Here is a 15,465-nt window from a genome sequence, read left to right on the forward strand (position 1 = left end):
GTTCATCACTTCACCCGTTTTGTATTATCTGTATTCATCATTTTAGGCCGGCGCTTCATGACTAAAAGAGGCATTCTGATAACAAAGTCTTTCCAATCTTTTAAGTGATAGGGCACTGCCGGACTTGCGTATGGCACACCAAAGCTCTTTAGCTTTACGACATGGCTGCTTAGCAGCAGATAATACATAATGACTCCAAACAATCCAAACACCGCCGCACAAAACATCGCGCCAAACCGAAGCATCCGAAGTGCTATACCTGTGCTATAATGCGGGATGGCAAATGAAGAAATTGCTGTGAGCGCAACAACAATGACCATGATTGGACTGACAATTCCCGCCTGCACAGCTGCTTCCCCGATGATTAATCCGCCAACTATGCCTATTGCGGGTCCAATTGGTTTTGGCAAACGAAGCCCCGCCTCTCTTAAAATTTCAATCGCGACTTCCATAAATAAGGCTTCAATCAGAGATGGGAACGGAACACCTTGGCGCGTCCCGGAAATTGAAATCGCCAGCTTGGTCGGAATTAACCCCGGATGAAAAGAAATAAATGATATATATAAAGCGGGTGCGAATAACGTTATCATTGCTGCGATGAACCTCAGCAATCTGATGAGCGAGCTCGGGAACCACCGTTCATAATAATCTTCAGGCGATTGAAGCATCATGCTGAAAGTGACTGGAACAATCAAAGCAAACGGAGTGCCGTCAAGCAGAATGGCTACTCTTCCTTCCATTAATCCGCTTATGACGCGATCAGGACGTTCTGTACTCTGTACTTGCGGGAACGGGCTCAAATAATTATCCTCAATTAACTGTTCAACGTAGCCTGACTCCGGCAAATGATCGATCTCAATCCCTCTCACTCTTTTTCTTACTTCCTCGACTACTTTTGGATCTGCAATGTCATTCATATAAGCGATGATTAAATCCTTTTTTAATCGTGTTCCTACTTCAAATCTCTGCAATGTTAATTGATCATTTTTTCCTTGCTGTCTCAAAAGAGCTGTATTCGTACTCAACTCTTCTGTAAAGCCTGTGCGCGGCCCTCTGACAAGCGCTTCTGAAAGCGGCTCCTCGATACTTCGATTTTGTTTTTTTACAGTTCCCAGAAGAAAGGCCTGCGGTATTCCATCAATGAGAAGCGCTGTCGAACCAATGAAAACATTCAACACGATATCACTGATTTTCTCTGATTCTATGACATCACCGATTGATACGATTTGATTTTTTATCTGTTTCGAAGTTAAAATACCTTTGCCGGATTGAGAAATTTCATCGCTTACCTGATTAGGTTGATTCATGACTAACACTGATAGTCCTTTATTAATCAAGTCCTGATCAGACAGTCCTTCAACAAAGATCAATGCCGCTTTCACATGTAATTGAGTGATTTCAAGCTCACGGAAATGAACGTCCCCGTTATGTCCTATTTTTCTTTTTACATGTTCTAAGTCGTATCCGATGTTACCGGTTAACACATCCTGATCCTGCTTTTCAGCTGTCGAATAATCTGATTTATGCTGCTTCTTTGTTTTGTACTGATTGTTCCGCCACCTCATCATTGCACCTTCTTATACATGAATCCAAGTAAACACTTTATAGATTACATATGGAACGAGAAATACTACTAACGCTTGAAACCACACATTCCAATCAGTAAGTGTTGATATCATGTTATCCATCTGTCATTTCCCCTCTCTCTAATAGGATTATTTTTCCCGTATACCTATTTTTTATGTTCGTCTTTTTTCTCAATAAAAAAAGCATGATGAACATTTCATCATGCTTTTAAAGAAATCAACCTGACCATTTTGCATAATTAACACAAAATGAGCCTTTTAGCAGTTTGGGAAAACTAAAATTCCAGCTTGAAGCTTTCTGCCTGATCTGAAACTTCCACAGGAATCCCCATTATCGTTTTCGGTTTGGAAACGTAAACAAAGCGCATTTCTTCCTCTAATTGCTGAAACGCTTTTTCACTAACTAAAATTCTGGCCGGCTTCCCTGGACTGTTATCAATGGCTGCTTTGATTTTTCCAAGCATAAAAAACCTCCTGTTTTAGAAAATGGCTCATTTACTATTAAAACAAAAATCGCAAAATAAATTGGCTGAACAGGAATTCCAGTTCAAACATAACAGTTGCGGCTGAGCAAACAAGCATGAACGAAATGACAACATACACGTCTCTCTCTTTCTCGAACATGCAGAATTCTCCCATTCACAGATCAGACTGGCGACTGACACGCTGTTGAACAGCAGCTCTAGCATAAATAATCACGCTATGGACATGATCTTATTAGTTATTATATGATTGAATTGAAAAAACATCATTTGTCAAGAGGTAAACGAAATGGCTCAAAACAACGAAAATAAATTACCAGATATTACAAAAAGCATTACCCTAGAGGCTCCCATTCAGAAAGTCTGGGAGACAGTCTCTACTTCAGAAGGCATTGCCAAGTGGTTTATGCCCAATGACTTTCAGCTCAAAGAAGGACAAGAATTTCACTTACAATCACCGTTTGGGCCGTCCCCTTGTAAAGTTTTGGCTGTTCAAGCTCCAACTGAACTTTCTTTTGAATGGGATACAGAAGGATGGGTCGTTACCTTTCAATTAGAAGACTTAAGGGAAAAGACAGGGTTTACCCTTATTCACAGCGGCTGGAAAGAGCCGAATGAAGTGATCGGCAAAGCAAACGAGAAAAGCTCCGTCGTTCGCGGCAAGATGGATGGCGGCTGGACTGGCATTGTAAATGAACGGCTTCGTAAGGCTATCGAAGAATAAAAAAGAGAGAGTATCTCTCTTTTTTGTTTTTTTCAAGGGTTATACTTCACAATTTGAGTCCATCAATCATAAAACGTAACAGTTTTAGATTTACCAGAGTAATCGGTAACAAAGAACTCGGCCTTGTTATTGCTCCCATCTACAAATTTTCCAATACTGCCAAAGGTGTGGCATTCTCCGGGTGAAAAATAGTTTGCCCCTACATAATCATCAGGATTGTCACCGGGATCATCCTCATATAAGTGCAGTGAAACAGAAAAAGGAGTGCTTCCTGAAAGGCACACTCTAAAATCTCCTCCGGTCGAGTATACCGTCGGACTTGAGTAAGTATATGTGTAAGTCCCCAACTTATCCCACTCTCCAGCCCCCGCAGTTCCGGCTTTTTCTGCTTGTGCCGTTAATGGAAAAACGGCAGCCAACCCTAAAACAGACAAAAATCCAACTACCTTAGTGAATCTCATCAGCTACATCACTCCTCTATTTCAATGATAGCCGCAGATACGTTTGTATCATTTTCGGCAGAGCTACATAATTGATCCAGCCTGCCTCCCTGCTTCTTAGGCAGGTGGCATTGGACATTATATTCAGCAGCAGCCGTTTTATGAATCTGCCTTTGTGCTGGTTTTAAAATGTTCAAAATAAATGCATTCCCATTTGTACTGCTATCTCTTATAATTTGTTTAAAAGGTTGTACTTCAATCAGGGGGAAAAGGATATGGAATTAAGCTTCACAAAAATACTCGTTATTTTGTTTGTGGGTTTTTTAGTATTTGGGCCTGATAAACTGCCGGCTCTTGGCCGTGCAGCAGGAAAAGCCTTATCAGAATTTAAACAAGCAACAAGCGGACTGACTCAGGATATCAGAAAAAATGACTCAGAAAACAAAGAAGACAAACAAATGTAGGATAAATCGTTTGGGCCGATGAAAAATCGGCTCTTTATTTTGATTTGTTTTTGTGTCATCTGTCTTTTTTTAATCATTTGGACAGCCCTTTTTTCCTTCTATGATTTTAACTGTCCAAGCCGCAAAATCTACTCGCCGTATAATAAAGCGTAGTAAAAATAAAGGAGGAGTATATATGGGTTATTACAAAAAATACAAAGAAGAGTATTATACGGTCAAAAAAACGTATTATAAGAAGTATTACGAATATGATAAAAAATACTATGACCACCATGATAAAAAATATGATGACTGTGATTACGACAAAAAATATGATGACTATGATAAAAAATATTATGATCACGATAAAAAAGACTATGATTATGTTGTAGAGTATAAAAAGCATAAAAAACACTACTAAACGCCATTAACATCTCCTCGTTTTTACTTTCCCCCGGCTATTGCCGGGTCTTTTTTGTTTATGACTATATGTATATTTCTGAATCTTCCCTTTCTATGAAAACCTTGGTGACTGAATCTAAAAAACAATAATGAAAATTTAGTACATAGTTTAGTTAGTTCATAAGTGAGCGCATTCAGTTTATTGCTGTTACAAAGAAACTTTTATAAACTCTTTGAGGATCATACATAAAAGGAGAGGTTTTTTGTATAGAAACACCGTATTTTATCTCATTTTACTTTGTCTATTTATATCAGTTGTCATGAAAAGCTTTGAGGTGATAAGCACAATAGCCAATGTTATCTGCTTTGTTTTCGTATTGCTGTACCTTAAAGACGACATGAAAACATACTCACGTAAAGCGTTAGCAATCCTAAGTATTTGTTTTCTTTTCTTAGACGGTATCTGTGCTTTTATCATTTTACAAGGACAGACATTGATGAAACGTCACCTCTTTTTTACAGGCTGGGAAACGATAGCGGGCATTCTTTTAATGATCGTTTCTTTAAGCATTTGTACTTTTATTTTGAGGAAAATTTCAAATCGGTTAAAACGATTGTGATCTCGTTCTTTCCTCTGATAAAGTTACATAGCTTTCAGATTGGAGAAGCTTTTCGTCCCTAACATCATTCAAAATGAAATATTTTGTCTATTTATATACATCAATCTAGTTCCAAAATAAGGTATAATAAATGGCGAAACCACTATCTAAAGGGGGAATTTTGGTGAAAAAAGTATTGATTGCAGGTGCAGTAGGAACAGCAGTTCTTTTCGGAACCCTTTCATCAGGTATACCAGGCTTACCCGCGGCAGACGCTCAAGTCGCAAAAGCAGCATCCCAGCTGCCTAACGGAATCGGCGGCCGTGTCTACCTGAACAGTACGGGCGCCGTTTTTACAGCTAAAATTACGCTTCCTGAAACTGTCAAAAACAACGACTCGGTCTCCACTCCCTATATTTATTCTGGCTTTAGGGCAACAAGCGGAACTGAAGCCGATATCGGGCTTCAGTACAGCAAACAATACAACGTCTGGAAGCCCCTCATGAAGGTTGGGTCCAAAAATGAAGAAACGTACATCGAAGGAAAAGACAAATTCACATACAATAAAGGCTTCCGCCCTGGAAGCACAGTCCAAATGACAATCTATAAAAACTTAAACGGCAATACGCGCATGACCCTTTGGGGAACGAACAATGACGGCTACACCGGACGGATTATCACAGAAATTCAAGGAACCAACATCGGCACGATTTCAAAATGGAAAACCCTTGCTACCGCGGCTGTTTCGTATGAAAGCCAGCGTGATGCGATCAAAGCAACCTTTTCGACATCTTTTAACAACATCACAATCGACAATAAAGCCGTCACTCCTGTGGTAGATACACAGGATTTCGCAAAGGTTTCAGTTGCAGGAAATAACGTTACGATCTCTGTTAATAAATAAACGAAGCAGCAAAAAGCCGCCAGCATTGTCTGGCGGTTTTATAATTAATTTTCCATCTCCATAAAAAACCGTGTCGGAATCCACTCCCTATATAGATTTACGAACAGTAGTACTTCCTTTTTATATGAAAATTTATTTGAACAGCGTTAGAATTAAGACATTTTTGTTTCGATGATAAAAACATCATAAGCAAAAGTTGAAATTTTGAAATAACTTTGGTATGATTAATTCAATTACTATAGAACTACATAAATTAAAAGCCCCTTATTTATGGGGCTTTCAATTATTTTTTTAATTACAAAAATAACTAACTTGAAGCTTAAGTTGACAATTACACCAACTGAGGTTCGATGTTGGTCATTGCTTGATGATTGTAAAGTGAATTATCGAAATCTTCAGCTCCTTTGGTTATTTATCATATTTTAATATAGGGTGGAATTTGTATGAAATACGGAAAAATAGGTCTTTTTGGAATTATTTTAGTTATTATTGCTCTTCTGGTATCAATGTATTTTATGTTTAATACAAAAGCTTTGATACCTGCTGGATATGATTTGGCTATTCATGGAATTGTTATATCGAGAACATTAATGATTGCTTTCACTTTGTATCTCGTTTCAAAATTAGGATATTTCCTTCTTAATAAAAAAGATTAGCTTTTATAGCTAATCTTTTTTATATAAAATTAATAGTTTTTCAGTGCATATTCTCCATACATAGGTTTTTTAACTACGTATTTTTTCTTTGATACACATTTACCAGTAACTATATCCTTACGACAATTGTACCCTTCTTCTACATTATACCTAACTCTATATGCCATATAGACTCTTTTATTCGCTCCAACATTTAGAGTGTATCCTTTAGAGCTAGCTACAGAGCCTGCAGTGGATATTCCTAAACCACTTATAGATCCGCTGACAGTTGTTGTAAAAGTAACTGTTTTGTTTGCAGTAATAGATCCTCCTTTACTCCCCGTTGCTATATTATCAGAAACTCTTTTAAAGCTAGACCAGCTTTTATATGTTTTTACATTCATCTTAACATTACGAAAATCATTCACAAATTGCGCAGTAAACTCCCCTCCTCCTAAATTGCTTTTTACCCCAGTTGTCTCGTTTGCAAATACAGTATGCACTTGTGACTCAACGCCTTTAATTGAGACAGGTTTTTCTTCCCCTTTTTCAGCAGCTAATACATTGCCATTAGGAAGAGATAGGGTAAATAGAGCTATAGAACTAATGGCTAACTTACAAAAAACTTTTTTCATCGACAACAGTCCTTTCTATGTATTCATTTAGTACCATATAAGTATACAATTTCTAGAAATATATTTAAATGGTTATTTTAAAATATTATGAATTTTTCTAATAGAAATTCATTGGTATAGTATTATTTAATATAGTGCTTGTTCATCCCTACCAAATTTTAAGGCAATCCATCGCAGAAACACAATCATGGATAATTTCAATCTTTTCATTTTTAGTTGAATTTTAGCCAGGGACCAAAAAGTTTCATAATAAAAACAAATAACCTAGAACTGCACAAAGTAATTGTATTCATTGCACGATGCTGGTCTTTTAAGGTGAAATATGTATATGTTAATATTAGGTTTACAATTAAGCTATTCAAGTGTTTAAAAAACCTAGAAAGGTTGATGAAAATGAACCTTTATTTAGTTATAGCTCTTGTTATTTCAGTTTTTTTTAATGTGATCTTATGTATCCAGTTAATAAAATACAAAACCAATCGATCCACTAATATAAATTGGAAAGAAAGGATGGGACTCAACAATCCTTTTTCAGCTATAGTATGGGCTTTTCTTTTCATTACAATTTTCTTGAGCCTTATGATATTAATAGGAGGAATTAACACCTTATAAAACCAATGGCCTTTTCATATCGTTCGTTTAATTTTTCAGACCACGCAATCGTTGTTCACTTGTACTAAGAGAACCCAACGCTTCTAACAATCCTTTTGTTTCGCGTTGGGCTCCAATTTTGTTTACTATTTGTTTATAGAAATATGAAGAAGAAATTTCTTCATTTTTAGCCTAATGCCAGCTTATATTCTGAAAAATAACAATAAAAAGGCAGCATTAAACCGCTACCTCAAATAAAAGCTTGGCCCCATGTTTATAGTTGATTAATTTGAAATCATCAATGGTAAAGTTATAAAAATCTTTCACTTCAGGATTGATCCATAGTTCAGGTGCTTCAAACTGTTCTCTTTCCATTTGAATTTTCAAATTGTCTATATGACGTGTGTACACATGGCAATCCCCAATGTTAAAGATATATTCACCAAGCTCATAACCAGTCACTTGAGCAATCATGCGCTGCAACACATTGTACTGGAATACATTGAATGGATTTCCCAATGCCATGTCATTGCTCCGTGCTCTTACCTCGAGGTGGAGCTTACCTTGCTTCACATACCATTGAGTTTCGTATACACATGGCGTTAAGGACATTGCGTCTAAATCATCAGGATTCCACAGCATTGTAATATGTCTGCGTGAAGACGGGTTGTTCTTCAATTGATGAAGAAGATAGTCTACCTGATCCACTTTTTCTCCATTTAGACTTCTGTTTTTCTTCCCCAGCTGAAATCCATATGCATGTCCGATGGTGCCGTCTTCTTGTTTCCACTGATCCCAAATATGTACGCCCATCTTGTTTAAATCATTAACATCATTAGATTTCAGCTGCCAAATCCAGAGCAACTCTTTAATGGCTGTTTTCCAGGCAACCTTTTTTGTCGTTAAAATCGGAACCTCTGAGTTGTCGAATCTCATTTGCTTACTGATTACACTTAGAGTATGTGCCGGTGTTCCATCTGAGTCCCACTTGGTTCTCACATCAAACTCTTCGTCTGAGATTCCATTATTTATAATATCCTTTATAATTGAATTGTATTGTTTATCGAATTGCGTCATAACTATTCATATCCTTCTTTCATTTTCAGTTCTAAGCATAATTTATTACGAATGCAATATTATCGCAAATACTAAGCACTCGCAGATAAAGTGAGGATCTTATTCCACTCACTGTGTGTTTAAAGAGGAGTTAATAACCCCCTCTTTTACACCTGTATTTCTCCATAACATAGTCTGTCACATAGCTCATAGTTACCGCCAGTTTGGTACATACACCGTTGATAACATTGTTGAGGATTATAAGAAATGGTTTGATATTGCGGCACATAAAAATTCAAATAGTCAGGTGTTTGTGTATACCAAATTGGAAATTGTCTAAACACATTAAATCCTCCAATAGCTTTTTCTGATTTAATGTATTGTATTTTACCTCAATATCAATTGTCATTTGTCCATGTGCAATTGGGCTTTCTTTAAAATAAATTCTCTCTAATTTCATTCATTTTTTTTATGATATTTGGCAGCGGTTCATTCCTTATATGATCTGTTTCTAACCGGTTTTGATGTTTGTTTTTGATGTCTAACTCTAAACCCTTCAAAAGCAGTGTTAAAAATCACATCATAGAGCTCTTGAATCTTAACCATAACGTTCAAATATTCTTCAATGAGAAAGTCCCTTTTTACTTATACTAATCTTTTCTATACACTTTACTATTATTTTACAGTGATTGAGTGCTCTCTCTCGCTCTTAAACAGCTATCCGTTTTGTTTTTCAGAAAGTGTTTTAAACAGCCTCTTTTTACTATTCTTATTTCATTTGACCATACCATATCATTTAAACTTCATAAATTAAATTCGAATAACATAAAGGAGGAATTTAATTGGGTTATTATAAAAAATATAAAGAAGAGTATTACACTTGGAAAAAAACATATTACAAAAAGTATTACGACAATGATAAGAAGCATTATGATTGCGACAAGTATTATGATCATGATAAAAAACATTATGATTATGATAAAAAGTATTATGACCATGATAAAAAGTATTACGATGATCACGATTATCATTACGAAAAAAAGTATTATGATGACGATGATCATTATTATGATTTTGTCGAATCATATAAAAAACATCACTAAATCTCTTAAACGTCTATTTATTCCCCGGCGACATACCGGGGGCTTTTTTATGATATTTATCGACGATACTCAGATTTTTTTGTGAAGTCTTATGTCTCATTTCATCTTATATTTTGAACTTGTTCTCATGGCTGCTGTAAATTCAATTATTAATGAACACATGTCATTTAACTTGGCTTATTATTAGTGGCATTACTAGTTTGTAGTTGCCTTCCCCTACTTATAAAAATTTAGATAAAAGTATTTCTTTGTACCTTGGCTGAAACCTCCATTGATCAATCACACAGCATGAAGACAGCCAAGGATTTATTTTGTTTACTTAGTACCTGTTGAACCGAGTCCTCCTCTATCCTCGTTTCCCAAATGCTCGACTTCAACCAATTCAACCGCCGGCATTTTCTTCATGATTCTAAACTGGCAGATACGATCACCCTTCTTAATTTCAGTATCACGCAATGCATAAGCGGGAAAGAACCAGAAATCGTTGTCTCCCTTATATGACTCATCGATAACACCCATTGAATTTGTTTGAATAACGCCAAAGTTCTTATATGTACTTGAACGAGGGACGACATGTGCTTCGTAACCTTCAGGCAGCTCCATTGCAACACCTAATGGGACAAGCTTAAATTCATCTTTTTTGATTGTTACATCTTCAGCTGCCCGAAGATCAATCCAGTCTCCCTGCTCAATTTTGCTGATTCTTGTTTGTGTTTCATCTAGATACTTGATTTTAATTTGCATTGTCATGTACTAGCTCCTTTAATTTTTATTGAGTATCATACAGTAAGGCTTGTTCTTGTGTCATTTTCATCAGTTATAAATTGAACGTCTTCAAAATCATTCTGTAAAGCATTGAAGTACAGTTTTTCAATAATTTTTTTGTTTTTACAGTAAATCGAAACGTAACTATTATCTGCTATCAAAAGGACAAGTTCGCAATCACTGTCAGCAAACTCTTCATATGTATTGACTTGATTAACCATTTTTCCATATGGAAATGCTTTCAGTTCAACGAAAATGGTATAGTACTGATTCGTTTTTAATTGTTGCTCAAAAACTGCCCCTTCAACAATTGCGTAGTCATGAAAAAGCTCCTCATCATCGAGCTCTCCTTCTACAACAAAATAAGATTCCCCACTCGTTTGCCACCTATAATTAGCTATTTCTACCGGCTGCAGTATTCTCCATAGAAAATTTCCATATTCATTCGGTATTTGAAAACTAACTCCCCTATTCAAGTATACCCCTTGCTTAAACGATTTTTGTGAATACGAGTTTAATTATATACTCTAATGTTAGGTTTATGGAACAAGGAATCGACTGCCTTTTCAACCGATTATCTTTTACAGAATTTTCTCAGCCCTTCTCATTTAAAAGGTTCTTCCAATGTTCATAACAACGGTAAGTATTTCCTGATTAGATTTCTCGTTATCATCTACCCTTAGAAAAAAATGTCCCAAAACAAATAATCATTTTTGTAATCCTCGGTCGCCGTATCCATTAACACCCCACTTACAAGCCTCATGTATCCCGTACTTGCTATTCGAACATTGATAAGCACCTTCTCGTATCACATGGATTTGCTGTTGAATGATTTCAAATAAAGTTGAATAAAATAAGATCGAATCATCCAACAATTAACATTTATTCTTGCGGCAATAGGTGGTATTTATAATCCATAAGAAGGAAGGAAGCGTTGATGATAAAGCTTTGCCGAGAAGTTTGGATCGAAGTCAATCTTGATGCCGTTAAAAAGAATTTGCGAGCGATTCGCCGTCATATTCCACATAAGAGCAAAATTATGGCTGTCGTAAAAGCGAACGGTTATGGTCACGGGTCTATAGAAGTGGCACGCCATGCACTGGAACACGGGGCGAGTGAGCTCGCTGTTGCCAGTGTGGAGGAAGGAATCGTTTTACGAAAAGCTGGGATTACAGCGCCTATCCTTGTGCTTGGTTTTACATCCCTTAGTTGTGTAAAGAAGTCAGCAGCTTGGAATATAACATTATCAGCATTTCAGGTTGATTGGATGAAAGAAGCAAACGAGATATTGGAAAAAGAAGCGAGTGCTAACCGGCTGGCCATTCATATTAACGTGGATACCGGCATGGGACGATTAGGTGTACGCACAAAGGAAGAACTTTTAGAAGTAGTGAAAGCCTTAAAGGCAAGTAAATTCCTCAGATGGACAGGGATTTTCACACATTTTTCGACAGCTGATGAACCGGACACAACACTCACAAAGCTGCAGCACGAAAAATTCATCAGTTTTCTCAGCTTTTTACAAAAACAGGGGATTGAGCTGCCCACCGTGCATATGTGCAACACGGCTGCAGCTATCGCATTTCCGGAATTTAGCGCTGATATGATCCGTTTAGGTATCGGCTTATATGGTTTATATCCTTCAGCCTATATTAAACAACTAAATCTCGTTAAGCTTGAACCTGCGTTAAGTTTAAAGGCGCGCATCGCTTATGTGAAAACCATGCGTACAGAACCCCGAACCGTTAGCTATGGTGCTACATACGTCGCAGAACCTAATGAAGTAATTGCTACACTCCCGATTGGCTATGCTGACGGCTATTCTCGTGCCCTTTCCAATCGCGGGTTTGTTCTTCATCGCGGAAAACGAGTGCCAGTGGCGGGAAGAGTAACAATGGATATGATCATGGTCAGTTTAGGAGAAAACGGTGAAGGTAAACAAGGAGAAGAAGTCGTGATTTACGGTAAGCAAAAAGGAGCCGAGATTTCCGTTGATGAAGTGGCTGAAATGCTCAATACGATTAACTATGAAGTCGTGTCTACATTAAGCCGCCGCATCCCTCGTTTTTATATAAGAGATGGCGAGATTTTTAAAGTATCAACTCCAGTATTATACGTGTAGAACATCTTAAAATTCTGAATCAAAATCCCTCTACCAGAGGGATTTTGTTTTTTCTGAAACTAAAAAAATCCCTCCTATAAGAAGAGAGATTTTCAACATATTTATACCTCAATAATTGATTGTTCAGGAGTATTATGATCGTGTCGAGAACGAAAATGCTCTTCTAATTCTTCAAGTGTACGCCCCTTTGTTTCCGGCATGAATTTGTATACAAAACCGATTGCCAATACACCTAAAGCCACAAATATAAAGAATGTAAAAGACAAACCTACAGAGCTAAGCAAGATCGGGAAAGCAAAACCGATCACAAAGTTTAATATCCAAAGGAAAAAAACACTTATCCCAGAACCAAGTCCTCTTAACCTTTGAGGGAATATTTCCGCTATGACAAGCCAAGTCACAGGTCCTACACACCCTTGCATAAAGGCAAGAAATAAAACGGTCAAAGAAAGCACTACATAAGGAAGTGCCATAGATCCATCAAGCACAATTGAGAAAATCGCAATCAATAGGAGCGCTGTAGTCGTCCCCGCCAAACCAATCAATAATATTGGACGCCGTCTCACTTTTCCGACCAGCCAAATCCCAAATATAACTGCAATAACTGATATCAGCCCATTTCCAATATTAGCGATTAAAGCCGCTTTTGTACCAAAACCAGATTCTTTAAGGATTTGTGTGCCATAATACATAATCGAGTTCACACCTGTAATTTGATTCACTATGGCAACACCGATTCCAATCCATAAAAGACGGCGCAGCCATGGTGTAGAAAAGTCCTTGAGTGATGCCTTTTCTAGTGCTGTATCTTTTTCTACCGCTTCTTGAATTTCTCTACATTCAGCTTCTGCACGTTTATCTTCTCGAATTTGTTTAAGAACTCGCAGCGCCTCACTGTTTTTGCCTTTGGAGATTAGCCATCGGGGGCTTTCTGGTACCTTAAGCATACTGGCAAATAACATGATAGCCGGTACAGCACAAATGACAAGCATGTATCTCCAAACATGTCCCGTATTTGCCATTGTTACACCGAGGATCGCATTAAAAACATATGCTAAAAATTGCCCGCCAACAATCATTAGTTCATTTTGGGTTACCATACGCCCTCTCTTTTCATGCGGTGCCATTTCTGCTAAAAAGGCCGGCACCATCGCCGAGGCTCCTCCAATAGCCAGCCCCAGTAAAAAACGAAAGACCGCCATGATGAAAACGTTAGGTGCTAACGCTGTTCCCAGTGATGCCAGGAAAAATAAAAAGGAAAGATTAAGGATCATTTTACGGCGGCCATATCGATCAGCCAATCTTCCGCATAACAACGCTCCAAACGCGGCACCTAATAAAAGAATACTCGTAACAAGCCCTTCTGTAACCGGTGTTAAATCAAGCTGATCTGGCCTTGCCATAAAAGGTAAAGCTCCATTTATAACTCCGGTGTCATATCCAAAGAGAAGCCCTCCAAAAGTTGCTGAAATCATTATTAATTTCAACCTTCGATTTCGATGTTCATTCATATCCATTTCCCCTGCCTTTATTAAGAATACTTAATAAGCTCTTTCAGTGTGGATATTGAGTCAAAACTAAAGTCATCTCTATCTTAGATTTTCGCCTCTGGATTTTTAACCGTTTACATTTTTAGTCAATAGAATAAACCTAAGCTATTAATTGTTATGTTGTAGTAATGTTTTTGTCACATCATTGTCATTTCTCATATTATCATAATTCCAAAAGCATTTTCAGTCAATATTATTTTCAGGATTATTTATTTCCGCTATGTGATGGTGATGTTTTGATCATCTCGTTGTGAAGTTAACTATTGGCAATTTGAGTGTTATAAGTTCCCTTGAAGTTTTCCATTCACAAAAAATGTCCATATCGTTATAATGATGATGTTTAATCGCGAAAAGAGAAAATGATAAAGAGGGAATCAATATGAAGAAGATTTTGATCAGTATGATCGCAATCGTTTTAAGTATTACTTTGGCAGCTTGCGGATCACATCACGCAGCCAAAAACCATTCAGATTCTAATGGGACGGAGCAAGTCTCTCAAGATACTCAATCTAATGAATATAATCAGACAGAACAAAAGGCCGGCACGCCTCATTCAAAAAAGCAGAAGAAATTGGTCAATGTTACATTAGATAGAGCAATAGATGGAGATACGATTAAGGTTATTTACAACGGAAAGAAAGACACAGTTCGCTACTTGCTCGTTGATACACCTGAGACGAAGAAACCAAATTCTTGTGTTCAACCATACGGTGAGGATGCGTCGAAACGAAATAAAGAATTGGTCAACAGCGGTAAGCTACAGCTGGAATTTGATAAAGGCGATCGCAGAGATAAGTATGGAAGACTGTTAGCATACGTTTATGTTGACGGCAAATCTGTTCAAGAGACATTATTGAAAGAGGGATTGGCCAGAGTAGCATATGTATATGAGCCTAACACAAAATACATAGACCAATTCAGACTAGATGAGCAAGAAGCAAAATCAGATAAACTGTCAATTTGGAGTAAGAGCGGTTATGTGACGAACAGAGGATTTAATGGCTGTGTGAAATAGAAAACACTGTTTGTTAAAAAAAGCAGCAAACCTAGCAGAATGCAGTTTCCAAAGAATGAGAAAGAGATGATGGCGTGTCTAGTTTCCATTCTGCTTATCAAGCTAAAATCATGCAACTAGCCTGTAAAATTTCCGCTGTATAGTAACAATAAAAAACACCCCTTCACGTCAATGTGAGGGGGTTATTTGTGTGTAAACATCCTTCCTATTTCATCATAAATCAAGAGATCCCTCTACCGTCGTTAGCGCGGTTTCATACATCTTACCCATTGGCACTCCTAAGCTTCCCCACTTCTTGAAGTGTTCGCTGACAGAATACGGTTCCGCTCGTTCGTTTTGCTGCTGGACACTCCAATACTGTTTAAAGGTTGCGATACCTTATTCTCACCATCTTTTCAAAAGAAGGCAGCCAT

The 15,465-nt window shown here is 37.3% G+C and carries 18 protein-coding genes and 3 pseudogenes; 9 read left to right on the forward strand and 12 right to left on the reverse strand.

What is annotated here, in order from left to right:
• Positions 1–5 precede the first annotated feature (5 nt).
• The 3 genes from NYE22_RS12630 to NYE22_RS12640 form a co-directional block, all read right to left on the reverse strand.
• Entirely contained in the window at positions 6–1,568 is a 1,563-nt protein-coding gene (locus tag NYE22_RS12630) for a spore germination protein (RefSeq protein ID WP_342411887.1), read from the reverse strand.
• Between the two features lie 293 nt (positions 1,569–1,861).
• Complete coding sequence (locus NYE22_RS12635) at positions 1,862–2,050, reverse strand: hypothetical protein (RefSeq protein ID WP_003231626.1); 189 nt, start codon at positions 2,048–2,050, stop codon at positions 1,862–1,864.
• A gap of 37 nt (positions 2,051–2,087) precedes the next feature.
• Positions 2,088–2,210, reverse strand: a complete 123-nt coding sequence (locus tag NYE22_RS12640; RefSeq protein WP_015713998.1) for a hypothetical protein — start codon at positions 2,208–2,210, stop codon at positions 2,088–2,090.
• Between the two features lie 147 nt (positions 2,211–2,357).
• On the opposite strand from NYE22_RS12640, the gene NYE22_RS12645 reads away from it, so the two are divergent.
• Positions 2,358–2,792, forward strand: coding sequence for an SRPBCC domain-containing protein (locus NYE22_RS12645; RefSeq protein WP_161986034.1), 435 nt, complete (start codon positions 2,358–2,360; stop codon positions 2,790–2,792).
• Between the two features lie 62 nt (positions 2,793–2,854).
• Here the strand turns inward: NYE22_RS12645 and NYE22_RS12650 are convergent, their stop codons facing one another.
• Together NYE22_RS12650 and NYE22_RS12655 are read right to left on the reverse strand one after the other, a co-directional pair.
• Complete coding sequence (locus NYE22_RS12650) at positions 2,855–3,253, reverse strand: hypothetical protein (RefSeq protein WP_009967329.1); 399 nt, start codon at positions 3,251–3,253, stop codon at positions 2,855–2,857.
• A 16-nt stretch (positions 3,254–3,269) separates the two neighbouring features.
• Positions 3,270–3,429, reverse strand: a pseudogene (locus NYE22_RS12655) (hypothetical protein).
• 78 nt (positions 3,430–3,507) lie between these two features.
• Here NYE22_RS12655 and tatAC point away from each other — a divergent pair.
• The 5 genes and pseudogenes from tatAC to NYE22_RS12680 all read left to right on the forward strand — a co-directional run.
• Positions 3,508–3,696 carry a twin-arginine translocase TatAC gene (gene tatAC, locus NYE22_RS12660; RefSeq protein ID WP_003231634.1) on the forward strand — a complete coding sequence of 63 codons (189 nt, stop codon included), beginning with the start codon at positions 3,508–3,510 and terminating at the stop codon, positions 3,694–3,696.
• Positions 3,697–3,871: 175 nt separating this feature from the next.
• Entirely contained in the window at positions 3,872–4,096 is a 225-nt protein-coding gene (locus NYE22_RS12665) for a hypothetical protein (RefSeq protein ID WP_015713994.1), read from the forward strand.
• A gap of 244 nt (positions 4,097–4,340) precedes the next feature.
• Positions 4,341–4,697, forward strand: coding sequence for a YoqO family protein (locus NYE22_RS12670; protein ID WP_161986033.1), 357 nt, complete (start codon positions 4,341–4,343; stop codon positions 4,695–4,697).
• Positions 4,698–4,857: 160 nt separating this feature from the next.
• On the forward strand, positions 4,858–5,580 hold the full coding sequence (locus NYE22_RS12675) for a YrpD family protein (RefSeq protein WP_161986032.1): 723 nt from the start codon (positions 4,858–4,860) through the stop codon (positions 5,578–5,580).
• Between the two features lie 464 nt (positions 5,581–6,044).
• Positions 6,045–6,236 (forward strand): annotated as a pseudogene (locus NYE22_RS12680) (hypothetical protein); the annotation flags it as partial.
• A gap of 29 nt (positions 6,237–6,265) precedes the next feature.
• Here the strand turns inward: NYE22_RS12680 and NYE22_RS12685 are convergent.
• From NYE22_RS12685 to NYE22_RS12695, 3 genes are all read right to left on the reverse strand, one after another.
• The gene (locus NYE22_RS12685) at positions 6,266–6,850 is read right to left on the reverse strand and encodes a hypothetical protein (protein ID WP_038429025.1); all 585 of its coding nucleotides are present in this window, start codon (positions 6,848–6,850) and stop codon (positions 6,266–6,268) included.
• A gap of 828 nt (positions 6,851–7,678) precedes the next feature.
• Positions 7,679–8,518 carry a thymidylate synthase gene (locus NYE22_RS12690; protein ID WP_161986031.1) on the reverse strand — a complete coding sequence of 280 codons (840 nt, stop codon included), beginning with the start codon at positions 8,516–8,518 and terminating at the stop codon, positions 7,679–7,681.
• Positions 8,519–8,792: 274 nt separating this feature from the next.
• The gene (locus NYE22_RS12695; RefSeq protein WP_139327911.1) at positions 8,793–8,957 is read right to left on the reverse strand and encodes a hypothetical protein; all 165 of its coding nucleotides are present in this window, start codon (positions 8,955–8,957) and stop codon (positions 8,793–8,795) included.
• Between the two features lie 382 nt (positions 8,958–9,339).
• Here NYE22_RS12695 and cotU point away from each other — a divergent pair, with 382 nt between their 5' ends.
• Positions 9,340–9,600: a spore coat protein CotU gene (gene cotU / locus NYE22_RS12700; protein ID WP_064671425.1), complete on the forward strand. Its 261-nt coding sequence runs from the start codon at positions 9,340–9,342 to the stop codon at positions 9,598–9,600.
• Between the two features lie 315 nt (positions 9,601–9,915).
• Here the strand turns inward: cotU and dutA are convergent, their stop codons facing one another.
• Positions 9,916–10,350 (reverse strand): dUTP diphosphatase DutA, encoded by a 435-nt coding sequence (dutA, locus tag NYE22_RS12705; RefSeq protein WP_003245820.1) that lies wholly within the window; start codon positions 10,348–10,350, stop codon positions 9,916–9,918.
• Positions 10,351–10,379: 29 nt separating this feature from the next.
• The gene (locus tag NYE22_RS12710) at positions 10,380–10,841 is read right to left on the reverse strand and encodes a DUF2691 family protein (protein WP_029726906.1); all 462 of its coding nucleotides are present in this window, start codon (positions 10,839–10,841) and stop codon (positions 10,380–10,382) included.
• Between the two features lie 461 nt (positions 10,842–11,302).
• On the opposite strand from NYE22_RS12710, the gene alr reads away from it, so the two are divergent.
• Positions 11,303–12,487: an alanine racemase gene (gene alr, locus NYE22_RS12715; protein ID WP_249852705.1), complete on the forward strand. Its 1,185-nt coding sequence runs from the start codon at positions 11,303–11,305 to the stop codon at positions 12,485–12,487.
• Between the two features lie 101 nt (positions 12,488–12,588).
• On the opposite strand, the gene NYE22_RS12720 is transcribed toward alr, so the two are convergent.
• A complete protein-coding gene (locus NYE22_RS12720) occupies positions 12,589–14,004 on the reverse strand; it encodes a sugar porter family MFS transporter (protein ID WP_087614562.1) in 1,416 nt (471 codons plus the stop codon).
• A 412-nt stretch (positions 14,005–14,416) separates the two neighbouring features.
• On the opposite strand from NYE22_RS12720, the gene yncB reads away from it, so the two are divergent.
• The gene (gene yncB / locus NYE22_RS12725) at positions 14,417–15,052 is read left to right on the forward strand and encodes an endonuclease YncB (protein ID WP_017697666.1); all 636 of its coding nucleotides are present in this window, start codon (positions 14,417–14,419) and stop codon (positions 15,050–15,052) included.
• A 213-nt stretch (positions 15,053–15,265) separates the two neighbouring features.
• On the opposite strand, the pseudogene NYE22_RS12730 reads toward yncB, so the two are convergent.
• A pseudogene (locus NYE22_RS12730) lies at positions 15,266–15,430 on the reverse strand (glycoside hydrolase family 11 protein); the annotation flags it as partial.
• Positions 15,431–15,465 lie beyond the last annotated feature (35 nt).

Origin of the sequence: Bacillus sp. FSL K6-1560 (genome assembly GCF_038592935.1) — a bacterium.
In the GTDB taxonomy this organism is placed as follows: domain Bacteria; phylum Bacillota; class Bacilli; order Bacillales; family Bacillaceae; genus Bacillus; species Bacillus subtilis.